The organism is Pseudomonas fragi (assembly GCF_025426255.1).
Lineage (GTDB): Bacteria > Pseudomonadota > Gammaproteobacteria > Pseudomonadales > Pseudomonadaceae > Aquipseudomonas > Aquipseudomonas kulmbachensis.
On sequence record NZ_CP104861.1, the window covers coordinates 4859878 to 4876346 of the forward strand.

Consider the following 16469-nt stretch of genomic DNA (forward strand, 5'->3'; position numbering starts at 1 on the left):
CCCCTCGTCTTAGTCTTTTTCCAACGGCGAAAAATACAACCGCCCAAGGCCACGCCAGGTTTTACCCGTCCAGTGCTTGAACGGGATCTGCGCCAACAGCTCACGGGCCAGAGCGCGATTGCGGTTGGAGGTTTTCAGGAACATGGAGTTGAGGAACTTGTAGCGCACCTCGTCATAGAGCGGGTGATCGCTGAACTGAGCATAGATGCGCAAGATGCTATCGATCATGAAGCGATGATTCTTGTACGAATTGGTGGCGTGCTTGCGATAGCGCGCCATCACCACGTTCAGGCCGTCGATAAAGTACCCTGCATGGGTAATTTTCAGCTCGATATACAAGTCTTCAAGGCGAATACTCGGGTCAAACCCCCCCACCTTGTCCAGCGCTTCGCGGCGGATCATCAGGGTAGGTGCGGGCGGATAAGGCTTGCGCTCCAGGAACATGTCATCGAAATCCAGACGCCGGAACGGCACATCACGGCGCTGACGCTTTTCCGGAAACAGATTGCCATCAGCATCGATCAACTCGATATTGCCCGCGCAAATGCCCACTTCAGGTTTGCCATCCATGTAGGCAACCTGAACCGCTATGCGGTCCGGCATCATGATGTCATCGGAGCCGAACGGTACGATCAGACTGCCCTTGGCCCGGGCGATAGCGCCGTTAAGCGTATTGGTCAGCCCCTGATTCTGCTGCACCCGAAAATCAAAACCATGCGCGGCCTGCAAACGTTGAATACGCTCCACGCTGTCATCAGGCGAGCCGTCATCAATCACCAACAACTCGATATTGGGATAGGTCTGATCCAGAACACTCTGAATGCTCTGCTCGATATACGGGCCATGGTTGTAGGAGGCGATAATTACCGTCACCAAAGGTTGCGAGTCGGTCATGAATGCTCCTTGCGTGCCTGACTCAAGCCCGAGTCGATCAAATCCAGATACTCCTGACGGAACACCTCAATATCGTGGTGTTCCTGCAAGTAGCGATATGCCTGCTCGCCCTTGGCCTGCAATGCTTCATCCGACAAGGCCAGGTACTCATCCAGCGCGGCCGTCAGCGTTGCCACATCGCTGGGCTTGACGGCCAGCCCACCGGCCCCCTCGATCAGTGGCAGCATGGCCGGCACATCGCTGGCAATCACCGGCAAGTGCCCGCTCATGCCTTCGAGCAGTGCCAACCCCAGACCTTCAGCCAGCGAAGGCATGGTCCAGATGTCGAAAGCACGAACGTACTGCAGGGCGTTCTCCTGAAAGCCCAGCAGATGCGCACGGCCATTGAGACCCAATTGCCCGATCTGCTCGCGCAAGCGCGTCTCTTCACGCCCAGCACCAATAATTGCCAGTTGTGCCTTGGGGTATTTGTCTTTCAGCGCAGCGAAGGCTTGCAGCAAAAAGCGATGACCCTTGATCGGCACCAGTCGACCCAGTGCGCCAATCATCCGTGCATCCTGATCCAAACCAAGCTTTTCACGCGCCTGCTGGCGTGGCAGCTGCAAGGCTTCGGCTTGCTCGATATCGATGGCATTGGTGATGGCGAAAGTATTTTGCTCAGTGAAACCGCACTTGCAGTCCAGCAGGTACTGTTTGACCGCAGGTGATACCCCGACAAAGCGCCAGGCCTTGTCGATCAGGCGTTTGGCCTGACTGCGCCGATAAAAGCGGTCGTATTCGCCAAATCCATGGGAGATACCCACGCACAGCGGGATTTTCAGCCAACGATTAAGCTGCAACATCATGTTTACCGGTTTGAAGCGGTTGCAAATCACCACATCAAACTGCTCTTTGCGGCAGAACTTGTACAACGCCCACATGGCGCGCAGACGCATGCCCTTGAGCGACTTGTCGCTAAACTCGAAATACACCGAATGATCGGCCTTGCTCACCGGTTCGCCGGGGCCTGGACGACCACGCAAGAATGCCGCCGTCACTTCGTAACGTTCACTGGGCAGCGCCCGCACGATCTGCTCGGCAAGGTCGGCAAAGTCATGGGATTTGACGTTGTAATCGGGCTGTAATTGCAAAACCTTGGAACGCTTCATAACTCTCCCCGATGAAGTCCGTTTGCAGCATGTTCTTTCAATACCCAAAACAGTTCATGACGCCGAACCGCTTTGCGAAAAAATTCATTTTCGCCATAAGGCGATGGTTTTCTGCCTGCCAAGAGCTGTTGTATCGAACGGCGCACTCGACGCTTGAGCACAGCTCGGGGCTGCAAGTCATGCATCATGCCCAACGCCATCGCTTTGTCGCGCTGCTGCTCAAGGTTGAGCGCCAGGCTGCAAGGGCGCAGGCTGAGCGAGGCATCGAACACCGGCGGCAACGCAATGCCATCGCCGCTATTGCCCATTGGCCAACGGTCGTTGTCATGCAGATGGTTGGCGTAACCGAGTACGGTGGTCGGTTGCCACTCCAGGCCTTCGAGGGCTTCGATCACTGCCGCGTGCGCGCAGATATGATCCGGGTGAGGGTCGATTGACGGGTGCGGGAGCACGATCACTTCAGGGCGGGCGCGCAGAATCAACGCCCGCAGATCAGCCAGCAAGTTAAGCCAGGTCGGCGCGCCGTCCAGATCACCGGGCAGCGGGAACGGGTTGAACTGGCGAAACAGGCGAATGTCGTTCAAGTCAGCCTCTCGCGAAGCCATCGGCTGGTCGGGCGCGGCCTGCATGGCAGGCAACTGCAGGCAGAAGTACCCCAGCTGCGCGCAATGGTCTTGCGGCACACCGGCCCAGCGCGGCACGACCATGCTGTCCCAAGCACGCAAACGACCCTTGAGACGAGCCGCCTGGGCGCGCTCGAGGCCCATCTGTTGATAATGCCCGGCTTCGATTTCGCCTGCGGTCAGGGTCACAATCCAGGCTTCCCTGGCTTGGCTGTACAGCCCAAAAGCGGCCAGTTCAGCATCGTCGGCGTGGGGCGCAATCACCATCACACGCTGATTGCGGTAGTCGGGCTGGCTGAACACCCACAACTGCGGCGAGCCCATAACGCGGCAAAAACGCCCGCGAATATGCAGTTTGCCGTCGACCAGGGCTGCCCCAAAACCGCTCAAGTTCAGGTAGCGCAGGCCATTGAGCCCACGCTCGAAGGTCTGCCGGTCAGCCGACTCACCGTCCGACAGCTGCACGTACGGATCGAGAAAACGCCCCAACCAGCCACTTTTAACCTTGATCGCCAGGATCAGGGTTTCGTCGCCAGCCAGGCTCAGCGGCTGATCCACAATCAGTTTTTCGCCCACAAGACGTACGGGCGGGCGCTGGCTGTCTGCCGCAAAGTTGTACTGGTAATCGTCTTTGGGCGAATAGAACAGATGGTCGGCAAACCAGGCTTCATGGGCCACCCAGCCCAGCACCGCCAGTACCGGCGGCAGCCACCAGGCCAGCAGCACACCGCTGGCAATCAGCACCAGCAGGCCGATCAGCAGGCTGATGCGCTTGTTACGCCGATGACGCTTGAGGAGCTGTTGTTTGCGCGAGGCGGGTTGGCTCATAGTTCGGCTCTTGTGATTAAGCTCCTGTGGAAGCGAGCCTGCTCGCGATGCAGGCGCTGCGCTATGCATGAAAGATCGCAGTGATACCATCGCGAGCAAGCCCGCTCCCACAAGATTTGTGTTTCAGACCCTGAATACCGGCACCGGATTACACCAACGCTCCTTGTACTCGCGATCGGCACGGCCGAACGAGAAGCGCAAAGGCTTGTTGACGCTACGGGCCTGCTCCCAGGCAGCCTGGGTATTGATAAAGCTCAACACGCTACCAGGGCTGAATTCGCGGGTTTGGGGATCGACGCCACCATTGACGTATTCGACACTGATCCACTCTGGCGACTCAGCGCGGTACACCAGCTGAATGGCTATCGGCGCATCATTGAGGAAAACCACCGAGCCAATCAATAGCTCGCGCAACAGCTCAATGACCTCAGCCATACGTTCGGCTCCCGTGGCGACAAAACCCCAGCGCCGCAGAAACAAATCGCAATAGATACTCGCCAGTTCAACGCTGGAAAACTCCGAAACCGGGCGCACAACGCCGCCCGCCTCTTCCAGCAAACGCAGTTCGCGGCGCTGGTTATAGCGGAATTTCTTCGACAGCTCTTCGGGCGTGCGAGCCATGGCCAACTGCTCGGCCTGTGGCTTGAGGGTACTGAACCGGCCTTCGCAGAGCTGCGACAGATAACGCCCACGGTGACGCAAAGGCGCCGCCGCATCAGCCGCTGCAGGCAGGATCAGCTCAGCATTGCCCAGATCGAACAGGCCTTTTTTGCCGTGACGCTTGAGCACGTCCTTGGACAGGGCCAGGTCGCGACCCCAGGTCGGGATTGCCGCTTTCAGCTCGCCGCCCTGCTCCCAGGCCAGATAGCGCACCGGGATGCCAGCCAACTGCGCCAAGCGCTCGACCACCAGCGGATGGGTGGCAACACTGCCACCAAAACGCTGCCAGGCATCGGCATAGGTGCCAGCATCCACAACGCTCCAGCCGCGCTCGCGCCAGCCTTGAAATCGATTGAGCATCAGGACTCCGCAGTCAGGTCGGTGACTTGCGCCAAGTGCCAGAATGTATTGCGTACCGCCTGATCGCTGAAGCGCTCGTGCAAGCGTTCAAGCATCAGTTCGGCGCAGGCCAGGCGCTGCTCGTCATCGAGTTGCGCCAAGTGTTGCAGGCCTTGGGCCAGATGCTCGGCATCGTCCAGCGGGAACAATACCCCCACGCCCTCGACCACTTCCTTGGCGCCGCCACAGGCCGTGGCCAGCAACGGCACGCCAGCCGCCATGGCTTCCAGCAGTACCATGCCGAACGGTTCGTGATCGGAACTCAACGCAAACACATCAAAGGCCCGGAAATAACGCCGCGCATCGGGCACCTGGCCCAGAAACAGCACCTGTGGGCTGACCCCGAGTTCTCTGGCCAGCTCTTTGAGGTCTTGCTCCAAACGGCCCTTGCCCATAATCACCAACTGACTGTCAGTCGGCAGATTGGGCAGCGCCTTGGCGAAACCACGGATCAACGTGGCCTGGTCCTTGTCCGGATGCAGACGCCCGACATTACCCACAATAAAGCCATCGACCGACAGCCCAAGCGCTTCACGCGCCGGAGTGCCAGACAATTGCTCGGCTTGCACGGTATTGATATCGATGCGGTTGTAGAGCGTGCTGATGCGACCCGTTGGCCACTTGGGCAGGCACTTGCGCATGTCGTCACGCACCGCGTCCGAGACACCGAGCAGGCTCAGGCGCTTGCGAAACAGGTGGGCAAACAGCTTGCGACTGCGACGCTGATAGTCGCCAAACGCGTGATGCACGCCGATCACCGGCAAGCCGGTGGCCAACAAGGCGACATAAATCGGCTTGAAGCGGTGGGCGATGCAAAAAATGAAATTGCGCGAAGCGGCGATCTTGCGCAGCTCGCGGATGGCGCCCAGCTTGAGGCCGCGAATGGCCTTGGAGCTGAACTCCATGAACAGCACTTCATCAGACGCACAGCCTGCGGCCACTTGCGGGTCGGCCGCCCCGGTCAAAAAGACCGTGGTGACCTTGTACCCGGTGCCGGCAAACAGGCTGGCGTACTGGCGCGCGCAGTCCAGAAACGGCCCGTCATAGCCGTGGCAGAACTGCAGCACATGACGCTCAGTCGAGCGATTCATAAGTCTCGGCGCCGTCTTTAACTACCAAAATATCTTCCATGATCAGGTACTGCAGATCGGAACCGAAGAACATGTTCAGCGCGTCGGTCGGCGAGCAAACCATCGGTTCGCCACGGCGGTTGAGCGAGGTGTTCAGCGACACGCCGTTGCCGGTCAGCACTTCCAGCGCTTTCATCATGTCGTAGTAACGCGGGTTGTATTCGCGCTTGAGCACCTGGGCGCGGGAGGTGCCATCTTCATGGACAACCTCTGGCACGCGGGATTTCCACTCGTCCGACACTTCAAAGGTGAAGGTCATGAACGGTGCCGGATGATCGACCTTGATCATCTGCGGGCCAACGGTGTCGAGCATCGACGGGCAGAAAGGCCTCCAGCGCTCACGGAACTTGATTTGTTCGTTGATGCGGTCAGCCACGCCTTCGCTGCTCGGGCAACCAATGATCGAACGACCACCCAGTGCACGCGGACCGAACTCCATACGGCCCTGGAACCAGGCCACCGGATTGCCGTCGACCATGATCTTCGCGATCTTCTCCGGGGTGCCCTCGATCTTGCGATACGCAGGCTTGCCCGGGTGACGGGCACAGGCCGCAATCACATCTTCGTTGCTGTACGCAGGGCCGAGGTAGACGTGTTCCATCTTCTCGACCGGCACGCCGCGAGCGTGAGACACATAAGCCGCCGCACCCACTGCAGTACCGGCATCGCCGGATGCAGGCTGTACAAACAGCTCTTTGACTTCAGGACGGGCGATGATCTTTTGGTTCAGCTTCACGTTCAACGCGCAGCCGCCCGCAAAGGCCATCTTGCCGGTCTCTTTAAGAATGTCGCCCAGGTAGTGATCGATCATCTGCAGCGACAGTTTTTCAAACAGCGCCTGCATGCTGGCCGCGTAGTGGATGTACGGCTCGTCGGCGATATCGCCTTCGCGCTTTGGCCCCAGCCACTCGATCAGTTTTGGCGAGAAGTAGAACCCCTTGCCCTTTTCTTTGTAACGACGCAGGCCGATGACATTGGCGTACTCGGTGTTGATCACCAGTTCGCCGTTTTCAAACGAAGCCAAACGCGAAAAATCGTATTTGCTCGCGTCGCCGTATGGTGCCATGCCCATCACCTTGAACTCGCCGTCCAGCATCTCGAAACCGAGGAACTCGGTGATCGCGCCGTACAGACCGCCCAGGGAATCCGGGTCGAAGAATTCCTTGATCTTGGTGATCTTGCCATTTTCGCCATAGCCGAAGAAGGTCGTGGCGTACTCACCCTTGCCGTCGATACCCAGGATCGCGGTTTTCTCTTTGAAACCCGAGCAGTGGTAAGCGCTGGAAGCGTGAGCCAAGTGGTGCTCAACCGGTTCGATCTTGATTTTCTTCGGATCAAAGCCCAGTTGCTCAAGGCAGAACACAATCTTGTTGCGATAGCGCTTGTAGCGACGGTTGCCCATCAGGATCGCGTCAAGGGCGCGATCCGGGGCATACCAGTAGCGCTTGGCGTAGTGCCAGCGGGCCTTGCCGAACAAGCTGATCGGGGCGAAAGGGATCGCCACAACGTCAACGTCGGAAGGTTTGATACCCGCTTGCTCAAGGCAGAATTTTGCGGACTCGTAGGGCATGCGGTTCTTTGCATGCTTATCGCGTACGAAGCGCTCTTCTTCAGCCGCCGCTACCAGCTTGCCGTCGATATAGAGGGCTGCTGAGGGATCATGGCTAAGGGCGCCGGACAGGCCAAGAATCGTCAATGCCACAGGTTGGGCCTCTTTTGAATGCAGGCAGGCGGCGGGCGCCTGAAAAAATGGTGTGCCCCCCGCAACGCGAGGAACAACTAAAGGGCGGGATTATAGCGTAAAGCGCGAACGAATGACCCAGCGCTATTTGCCACGCCCTGCCAGCGGGGCTTATGGGTGCCTGGTGCCGCTACTTCACACGAGGGCAACATATATATAAGCCCAGCCACCCATCGCTTTGCGATTACCTGTGACGAAGTTTTTGCGTGTTTTTTGCGCTCACCAAACCACAGGATAAAACCATGCCTGACAACCTGGCACTGCTCACACAAGCCGACAAAGAACTGTCCACTCTGCGGCAAAGCTTTCCCGACCTTGAAATCGCCATGGAGAAAAGCCTGCGGCGCTACTGCCCATTACTTGCGCAAGATGCCTGTACCAACTGGCTTTTCATCAATCAAGCAGGACCGTCAGAACCGGGGCAATCGCCCGTCATCATCAGTAAATCCATCAGCATGCTTATCGATCAGTGCTACCTCGATCAGCAAGTGCCGACCCTCGATCAGCACACCACGAAGATCTACAGCTACGCGCACACCCTCGATGAACAGGATCGGGTCACTGCAATAACCGCTGAACAGCTCACAAAATTCCTCGCCTTTGTCACCTACGACCTCGAGCAGTGCGTGCAGGATGGACTGAACGACTTTTGGCAAACACCACGCCAGGAGATCAAGTCACTCACTCCGAAAGACTGGTTGTCCGGTTATGTTTTCGACCTGATCCGGGCAGAAGCGACTGTGCGCCATGCAGACAAAACCTTCGACACTGCCAGCCTGGATGCCGTCTACCAGATGTTCCATTCACCCTCCAGGCCGCCCGCCCGGGCCGACTTCGCCTTCTATTCGCTATGGCTCAATGGCCAGCCGGCTCAAAGTGCTGTGCCGCTGCACGGCGTTTTCGTAATAACCACGAAAAACCTGCCCACCGTGGTGACCGATAACTCGCAACTGCGCGTGGTGCAAGACGAAATACCGCGCACGGTGGTGCTCTTCACCCCCAGTCAAGGCCTGGAAACCTTCACCACGCTTACAGCGCTGACCCAGGAGCTGGGCGAGCGACTCAAGGACACCTACCAACGCGAGACATTACTCAATTGCGTTCTGGCCCAGGATCGTGACCGCGCCCTTGCCCACCAACATGTGGATTACCGCCCGGTACGGGACAAGCCCCCCCAGACGTTCTACGTTGAACAACTGATCGACAAGCAAAAACGCGACATGCGCCATGCCTGGTCAATGGCCCGCACGCGCAAAGAGAACGTCACCCTTGAGCAACTGAACAACCTGATGGATCAGTCGCTGAACTCAAGCATGCTGTTAAAACCCGCAAGCATCTTGCAGGCTCGCCATACGCGGCTGCATGAAACTCGGCTCCCGGTCTGGCTTAAAACCGCCAGCGAGGCAAACAAAAACCTATGGCGCCTGGCCGTTGAAAGGCTAAGTCATGAGCGGCTGGCTTGCGAAACCACAGAGGTCTTCCCCATCGCGCAAAGTGGGAAAAAAAGCACCCTGTTGGGCTATGCGCGTTTGCAACTCAAACAACAAATCAAAGCTGACCACGGAATTGAAGTCGACCCCGACAACATTTTTATCTCCACCACCGAAGCCCTGCAGACAGGCGCCGTGATCAACCCTGTCAGCGGTTCCGGTTTCCCCGCGGGGGCGAGTATCGGCCGCACCGGGCCAACCATCAGCTATCACACGACAAGACACAGCCTGAGCGAACTGGCGCTCGCCAACGTCGGGATATGGGATGTCACATTTGCCCTGACCGCACGTATCACCGACGCCCAAGGCAAACCCCACACCGTCCTGACTCACAGCTACATCAAGGCACTGGTGCGCCAACTGGATGTGGGCGAAAACTACAAAGCCAGGCTCATGTATTTGCTCGTGAATTCACCCCAGGCCCGTTGGCGCAAAGAGCGGTATGCCGCACTCAAGGCCGCACAGCTCAATCTGGATCTGATTGAAGCGCTGCTGTCGGGCATTCTGACTGAAGATCATGCCGCCTGGGTTCAAGCCGTATTGGATCACCCGGTTGATAAAAACCGTCCATTGGTCAAGGGGGCCCAGATCAAACCACTCTGGCTGGTATTGCGTTACAAGACACTGCCGGGATTGTTGGTGTTCAGTTGCACCGGTTCAACACAATTGCTTTGTTATCTGCCCGATGCACCAGAAAACACCTGGTTTGTGGTAGCCAGTTCGCACCGTGATCTGGCTCGCATCCTGTCGCTGCCGCTATTTCACAACTACCTCCTGAGCCGGGTGACCTCCGCACAGCAGGCCTACATCAAGCCGTTGTTCAGAGAAGGGCTGGACACAAGCAACACTCAGTTGCGAATCATCAATCACCACGCTTTCGAAGCGTCTTATGACACTGAAGCCTTGCATGCGCTCAGGGAGGCGGACGAGCAATCGACCTCAACCTATGAAAGCAACCTCAATACTGCCAAAGAGGCGGTACTGACGGCGATTGATGTCATATCGTTTGCCCTGCCCACCCGGATACTGCTGCCGATTGTCGCCGCGCGGTTTTTCTACCAGTTGGCGCTAGGCTATGACGCCCTGCAACGGGACGAAGAATCAGAAGCCCTTCTGCATTTTATGGGGTCAATCAGTCATCTGACCGATGGCGCCTCGGACTTTGCCGGCTCCTCGGTCTTTAGTCGCTCCATCCGCGCACGAATCAAACAACCTGTTCCCAGGCTCAACACTGCTGGGGCGAGCTCCCCCGTCCTTACCGGGCTGAGGCTGCGCACTGGCGAGGAATACGGTGCCGGTGTGTATGAGACAGTCTCGGCTGAAGGCACTGCGCCAGCCCAATACGTTCAGGACAGGACAGGCAATGTGTATCGCAGCCATTACGACAGCCTGGACGAAACCTGGCGGGTCATTGACGAAAGACAGCCCGATGCGCAGTACCGCGTGCCCGTGCACGAGCTTTCGGCAGGCAGATGGGACATTGATCCTGCACCGCACCTGTTCAGTCAGAAGAGCGGTATCCAACGCGCAATAGACAGCGCAGTAATCACGGACGTCAACCTGGCGGGCAAAACACCTGATACCAAAGGCGTGTACCGGGTGGGTAACCTTAGTTATATCGAACAAAGTGGCCTGGTTTTCGAGGTCTACAGCGGTTGGTTGGGTCGCGATTTGTACCTGCAAATACCAGCAGGCTCCAGCAGCGCCAATCTCCGTTACAAAGTGCGACGCATAGTGGGGCACTGGGAGATAAAACATCGTATATCCAGCACCACAAAGCGCTGGGAACCCTTGGTGCGCAGCCGCGCCGAGCTGCCTGTGAGCTCACCAGAGGTTCCATACAGCGCTTACGATCTGCCTGCAGAGCACCAAGCCATTGTCAGGGAGCTCGTTGTTGGCAACGACAAGCTACTGCAGACCGACTATGTCTCCCCCCACCCCAACCTTCAGATATCCAGCCATTTCTTTAAAACACTGCGGGTCAAACTACTGTTGGACGCCCAGGCCTTCCTCAAGGCAGTTCCCCCCCGGCAGCGGGCCGTACGACCTTTTCTAACGCAGGACATCTCGCCAGAGAACCTGTTCAACGAGCTGTACGAACAGTCTCAAGGCGTGATTCTAGGTGAGAGCCACTCCCAGCTCTCGGCCAAAAAAATCCTGATCACCCAGATGGATGCAATCAAAAACAACGACGTGGGGGTGATCTTCCTCGAACATCTGCAAACGGATGTGCATCAGGGCATGCTGGATGACTTCTTTACTACGCAAAAAATGCCATCGGAGCTGGACGTCTTTCTCAAAGCCCAGGATGCCGGGCACCAAATCAACCCTTTGAGTGAGTACACCTATAGCCGATTGGTCCGCGAAGCTATCCACCATCGCATTCCGATCAAGGCCCTGGACTGCGTGGCCAGTTATCATGTCAACGGGATGCGTACTCGCTACCCCGATGTCAATCGCACTGAAATGTTCAACTACTTCGCCACGCAGGTAATCCGCGGACATTTGGCACAAAACCCCCATCAAAAATGGATAGCCCTTACCGGTAATAGCCACATCAATACGTATCAAGGTGTGCCAGGGCTCGCCGAGCTGGAAGGTGCGATAGGTATATCTCTCTCCGATGCCACTCCCGGCCATGGCCTCGGCCTACTTCAGGATCTCGCTGTGATCGTGCCTCCGACGGTATGGCATCCAGGGCACATTTTATTGAAAGCCGACTACTGGCTGGAAGTGGAGATACCCGGTACACCGCTACGACCGCACACCCGGACTGCGGCACAGATCGACATAAAACTCAGCCAGCCGGGCATGTACCTGCTGCAAAATGTCCCAGTGGAAGGCCCCTATCTGATCCATCGTGCCAATAGTCGACAAATTGCTCGCACACGCTTGCAAGTCGACGAAGGCAAAGTGTTTATCGATCGTCCCGATTGGACCGATATTCATCTCAAACGCTATGACTACCTTGAGTTCCTGATTGCAGACCTGAAAAAACTGGGTCTGCAACCTGCACGCTAACCAAGGTGTCCGTTGCTTATGCGCGGGCCGGTAACGGCCTGCCGTGAGGCAAGCGTTTACTTCAACCGCCCGCACTGATTAGTCGAGAGCAAGACAACACATATATAAGCCCAACGCCCCAAGGCTATGGGATTTCCTGTGAACACACTTTTGCGCACCCATCCGGGCGCAAGGCTCATCACAGGAAGCATGCGATGCCTGAATATCTGGAACACTTCAAAAGCCTGCCGCACGAGCTGCAGCGGCTCACCAAGGCCTTCCCCCGCCTCGACCAAGCACTGAACCATCGGCTGCGGCTGCTGTTCCCCAGGCTTTCCAGGGACGCAGCCCTTGACCAGCTCTACTTGAACTACGAAGAGCCGGCGCAACCCGGGCAGTTACCGGTGATCGCCAGCCGAACCCTTGGCGCGCTGGTCGAGCAGTGCTATCTCACCCGGGCAGTACCGACCTTTTTTCAGAACACTGCGCGCATTTACAACCACCCCCACACCCTGGACGATCAGCACCTGACTCGCGGCATTACGGCGCCCGAGTTTGAGCAGTTGCTCGACTTCACAACCCACAGCCTTGAGCTTTGCGTTAAAGATGCCCTCAGCTATTTCTGGCAAACGCCCAATAACAATCTCGACGGCCTCACACCCAAAGCCTGGCTAACCCAGTACACCCGCGACCTGATCCTGTCCGAGGCCACTGTGCGTCACGGCGAAAACACCCTTGCGCCCAACCCCATGGAGACGATCAAGCAGGTCTTCCCCGTTATTGGTCCTCGTTCTGCACAGCCGCCACGCAGTGCTTTCAGTTTTTATGAGGTCTCACTCGATGGTCATCCCCTGCAAGGGGGTATTCGGCTGCATGGCGTGTTCGTGATCACTCATAACAACGTGCCCCGAGCTTCCAGCGATGCCCATGACAATCGCATCGTGCAGGACGAAACGCCGCGTACCGTGGTGCTCTATACGCCGAGCAATGGCCTCGAAGCATTCACCTCACTCAAGGCACTCAGCGAAGAAATGAGCGCGCGCCTCAGGGATGAAGTCCAGCGCGAGACGATTCTCGACTATGTGCTGGCTGCAGAACGTACGCGCGCGCTTACCCATGGACACGTGGACTTCGGCTCGATCGAGGAAGACGACGTACCGACCTTTTACAGCGACCAACTGATCGAAAAACAGAAGCACGATCTGCAACACGCATGGGCACTTGCCCGCACCCGGAAACAGGACGCCACGCTTGAGCATTTGTCCGAGCTGATCGAACAGTCACTCAATTCAAGCTTGCCTCTTCAGCCCGCCCGCATTGTGCATGCGCGCTATGTCCGGCTGCTGGAAAGCCGGTTGCCGCAATGGCTTGTGTCAGCCTCTGATGCCGACAAAGCCCAGTGGCGTCTGGCCGTCGAGCGCTTGAATCTTGAGCGTCACGCGTCGCAGGCTCCAGACACCCAATCCCTTGCAGAAGTCGGACAAAAAAACACCCTGCTGGGATATGCAAGGGTTCAGCTCAAACAACGGATCAAAGCCGATCACGGGATAGAGATTGATCCCGACAGCATTTTCATCTCGACCACCGAAGCCCTGCAGACCGGCCCGCTGGTTTACCCTGGCAGTGGCGCCGGGCTTCCCTCGGGCTTTGCCGCCGGCGTCAGCCTGGAACGAACAGGCCACACAATTACCCACAGAACCACTCAACGAAGCCTGAGTGAATTGGCCTTGGCCAACGTAGGTATCTGGGACACAACCTTTGCTCTGACAGCACTGGTAAAGGATGCCAAGGGCAATCGCCACCCGGTTCTTACCCCGGCCTATCTGAAAGCGCTGGTGCGTCAGCTGGATATCGGCGGGCGATACAAAGCCCGACTCAATGATTTGCTGGTGAACTCTGAACAAGCCCTCTGGCGCAAGGAGCGCTATATCGACTTCAGCAAGGCTCAACTGCAACTGGACCTGCTGGAAGCCAGGTTGTCGGGCAGCTTGAGCGTCGAACATGTGGCCTGGATTCAACACGCGCTGGATCACCCCGTCGAGGCCACACGCCCCTGGTTCAACGGCAAACAAGTCAAAGTGCATCTGTTGATTCTGCGCTACAAGCCACTGCCCGGCGCGCTGGTATTCAGCTTGACCGGATCAGCCCAGCTGCTGTGCTACCTGCCCGGTGCGCCGAATAACCGTTGGTTCGTGAGCGCACATTCGCGCAATGAGCTGGCCAGACGACTGTCTCACCTCTCATTGCGCAGCTATGTACTGCAACGCGTGACGGTTGCTCAAAAGCCCTATATCAAGCCGTTGCTGGAAGCAGGAATGACGGACACCACTGTGCAACTCCAGATCATCCCTCACCATCTGCTTGAAGCCTCATACGACACAGAAGCCTTGCATGCCATCCACGAAGCCGACGAGCAATCGACCTCCACATGGGAAAGCAACCTCAATACCGCAAAAGAAGCCGCGCTGACCGCCATCGACATCATCTCTTTTGCAATGCCGATCAAGCTCTTGCTGCCCATCGTACTGGCTCGTTTCGTCTACCAGTTGATGCAGGGTGTGGATGCGCTGCAACGGGATGAAGAGCACGAAGCACTGCTGCACTTTTTAGGCGCTATCACTCATCTGACCGACGGTGCCTCGGACTTTGCCGGTTCTGCCGTATTTGGCCAGGTGATCCGCCAGCGCGCGAAGCTGCCAGCACCTACCCTGAGCCCTGCGGCGGCGAGCCCACACGCGGCGACAGGGCTCAAACTTCGCACAGGCGACGAATTCGGTACTGGGGTCCTTGAGTCAACTTCGGTGAACAACAAGCCCGACTATTACGTCAAAGCCAGTAATGGCCAATTGTATCGCAGCCACTATGACGCGCTGGATCAAACCTGGCGGGTGATTGACCCGCGCAAACCCGAGGCTCACTACCAACTGGCGCTTCGCGAACTGTCAGCCGGGATCTGGGATGCCAGCCCTGTTCGCTCCCTGAGCAACCAGCAGGCCGGGATTGAACGGGTGATTGAAAGCGCCAAAGTCACAGGCATTGACCTGCGCGGTAAAAATCCTGACGCACGCGGCGTGTATCGCGTTCACAACCAGCGATACATCGAACAAAACGGCGTGGTTTTTGAAGTCAGCAGTGGCTGGCTGGGGCGTAACTGGTACCTGCAAGTACCCGCAGGCTCCCGCAGTACCAGGGTCAGTTACAAAGTGCGGCGCACCACGGGTTACTGGGAAATCAAACACCGCTCCGGCACCACAAAACGCTGGGAGCCTCTGGTACATGACAGCAGCGAGCTGGCGCTCAACACCGCCGAGAGCAGCTACAGCGCTTACGATTTACCGGCCAACTACAAAGTCCGCGTACAGGACTTGATCACCAACTATCCGGTGTTGTTTGACAACAGAACACTCATCCAGCATCTCGGGCTCAATGAGACCAGCCAACTGTTCTCAAGGCTACGTACCAGACTCCTGACCGATGCCCGCGCCTTTCTCAAAACCAGCCCCGTCAAGCCACGCCCCATACTTCCGGAAATACCCGCTAACACTCCACCCAAAAATCTGTTTGAACGTCTTTACGAAAACACTCAGGGCATCGTGCTGGGCGAAACCCATGCCCAACAGTCGGGCAAACAGATCCTGTTCACCCAGATGAGCGAACTTGCAAACAATGACGTGAGAGTGCTGTTTCTCGAACACCTGCACACCGATTTGCACCAAGTACATCTGGATGCATTCTTTGAAAGCGGAAAAATGCCCGTGGCGCTGGATGATTTCCTCAGGCGACAAGACGCTGGTCACCGGCTCAACCCCACAAGCCCCTTCACCTACAGCCAACTGGTGCGCGAAGCCCAACATTACCGCATTCGCATCAAAGCGCTGGATTGCACGGCCAGCTACAACCCCAGGATCCAGATCAGTGCAAACCCCGACCTGAATCGGTATGAAATGTTCAGCTACTTTGGCGCCCAGATGATCAACCGTTATCGGAGCCAGAACCCCACCCACAAGTGGATCGCCCTGACTGGAAATTCCCACGCCAACACGTATCAGGGCGTGCCCGGGCTGGCAGAACTGGAGGGCGCCATCGGCGTACGTGTTTCCGATGCGGCCCCGGGCCAAGGCCACGGTTTGCAGCAGAACCTGGGGGCGGTGATACCTCCGAGCTTTGAGCAACCCGATTACCTGTTTTTGAAAAACGATTATTGGCTGGAGATCGAGTTACCCGGCATTGCGCCTGATCGACCGGCATTTTCCCAGGCACAAATCGAAGCAATGCTGGCTCAGCCCGGCGAGTTCATGTTTGGAAATTCTTCATTGGACGGCCCGGAGCTGATCCAGCGCACCCTTGACCAGGAGATCCTGCGCAGCCGAATCCAAAGCGATAACGGCCAGTTTTTTATCGAGCTTGGCGATTGGCCAGATATCCACCTCAAGCGCTATGACATCTTTGACAGCCTGGTCAGCGACTTGAAAGAAAAAGGCATGCAGCTCGTGAACTGGTAGCCCACCACAACACCAGTCAGGACAACCGTGTTTTGTCCTGACCGGTTACTTTTG

The 16469-nt window shown here is 57.3% G+C and carries 8 protein-coding genes; 2 read left to right on the forward strand and 6 right to left on the reverse strand.

Annotated elements, in window-relative coordinates:
- Nucleotides 1-9 precede the first annotated feature (9 nt).
- The 6 genes from N7D90_RS22355 to N7D90_RS22380 all read right to left on the reverse strand — a co-directional run bounded on the left by N7D90_RS22355 (nt 10) and on the right by N7D90_RS22380 (nt 7384).
- On the reverse strand, nt 10-894 hold the full coding sequence (locus N7D90_RS22355) for a glycosyltransferase (RefSeq protein ID WP_261740008.1): 885 nt from the start codon (nt 892-894) through the stop codon (nt 10-12).
- Entirely contained in the window at nt 891-2042 is a 1152-nt protein-coding gene (locus N7D90_RS22360; RefSeq protein ID WP_261740009.1) for a glycosyltransferase, read from the reverse strand. Before N7D90_RS22360 ends, N7D90_RS22355 begins: the two co-directional genes overlap by 4 nt.
- Nucleotides 2039-3493 carry a PIG-L deacetylase family protein gene (locus N7D90_RS22365; RefSeq protein WP_261740010.1) on the reverse strand — a complete coding sequence of 485 codons (1455 nt, stop codon included), beginning with the start codon at nt 3491-3493 and terminating at the stop codon, nt 2039-2041. Before N7D90_RS22365 ends, N7D90_RS22360 begins: the two co-directional genes overlap by 4 nt.
- 123 nt (nt 3494-3616) lie before the next feature.
- A complete protein-coding gene (locus tag N7D90_RS22370; protein ID WP_261740011.1) occupies nt 3617-4513 on the reverse strand; it encodes an antimicrobial resistance protein Mig-14 in 897 nt (298 codons plus the stop codon).
- The gene (locus tag N7D90_RS22375) at nt 4513-5643 is read right to left on the reverse strand and encodes a glycosyltransferase (RefSeq protein WP_261740012.1); all 1131 of its coding nucleotides are present in this window, start codon (nt 5641-5643) and stop codon (nt 4513-4515) included. Before N7D90_RS22375 ends, N7D90_RS22370 begins: the two co-directional genes overlap by 1 nt.
- Entirely contained in the window at nt 5627-7384 is a 1758-nt protein-coding gene (locus N7D90_RS22380; RefSeq protein ID WP_261740013.1) for a carbamoyltransferase, read from the reverse strand. Before N7D90_RS22380 ends, N7D90_RS22375 begins: the two co-directional genes overlap by 17 nt.
- A 281-nt stretch (nt 7385-7665) precedes the next feature.
- On the opposite strand from N7D90_RS22380, the gene N7D90_RS22385 reads away from it, so the two are divergent.
- On the forward strand, nt 7666-11934 hold the full coding sequence (locus N7D90_RS22385; protein ID WP_261740014.1) for a membrane-targeted effector domain-containing toxin: 4269 nt from the start codon (nt 7666-7668) through the stop codon (nt 11932-11934).
- Nucleotides 11935-12128: 194 nt separating this feature from the next.
- On the forward strand, nt 12129-16415 hold the full coding sequence (locus N7D90_RS22390; RefSeq protein WP_261740015.1) for a membrane-targeted effector domain-containing toxin: 4287 nt from the start codon (nt 12129-12131) through the stop codon (nt 16413-16415).
- Nucleotides 16416-16469: the final 54 nt, after the last annotated feature.

Coding starts and splice junctions, on each gene's coding strand:
- N7D90_RS22375 (WP_261740012.1), bottom strand. CDS start 5,643: ATGAATCGCTCGACTGAGCGTCATGTGCTGCAGTTCTGCCACGGCTAT.
- N7D90_RS22370 (WP_261740011.1), bottom strand. CDS start 4,513: ATGCTCAATCGATTTCAAGGCTGGCGCGAGCGCGGCTGGAGCGTTGTG.
- N7D90_RS22355 (WP_261740008.1), bottom strand. CDS start 894: ATGACCGACTCGCAACCTTTGGTGACGGTAATTATCGCCTCCTACAAC.
- N7D90_RS22360 (WP_261740009.1), bottom strand. CDS start 2,042: ATGAAGCGTTCCAAGGTTTTGCAATTACAGCCCGATTACAACGTCAAA.
- N7D90_RS22390 (WP_261740015.1), top strand. CDS start 12,129: ATGCCTGAATATCTGGAACACTTCAAAAGCCTGCCGCACGAGCTGCAG.
- N7D90_RS22365 (WP_261740010.1), bottom strand. CDS start 3,493: ATGAGCCAACCCGCCTCGCGCAAACAACAGCTCCTCAAGCGTCATCGG.
- N7D90_RS22385 (WP_261740014.1), top strand. CDS start 7,666: ATGCCTGACAACCTGGCACTGCTCACACAAGCCGACAAAGAACTGTCC.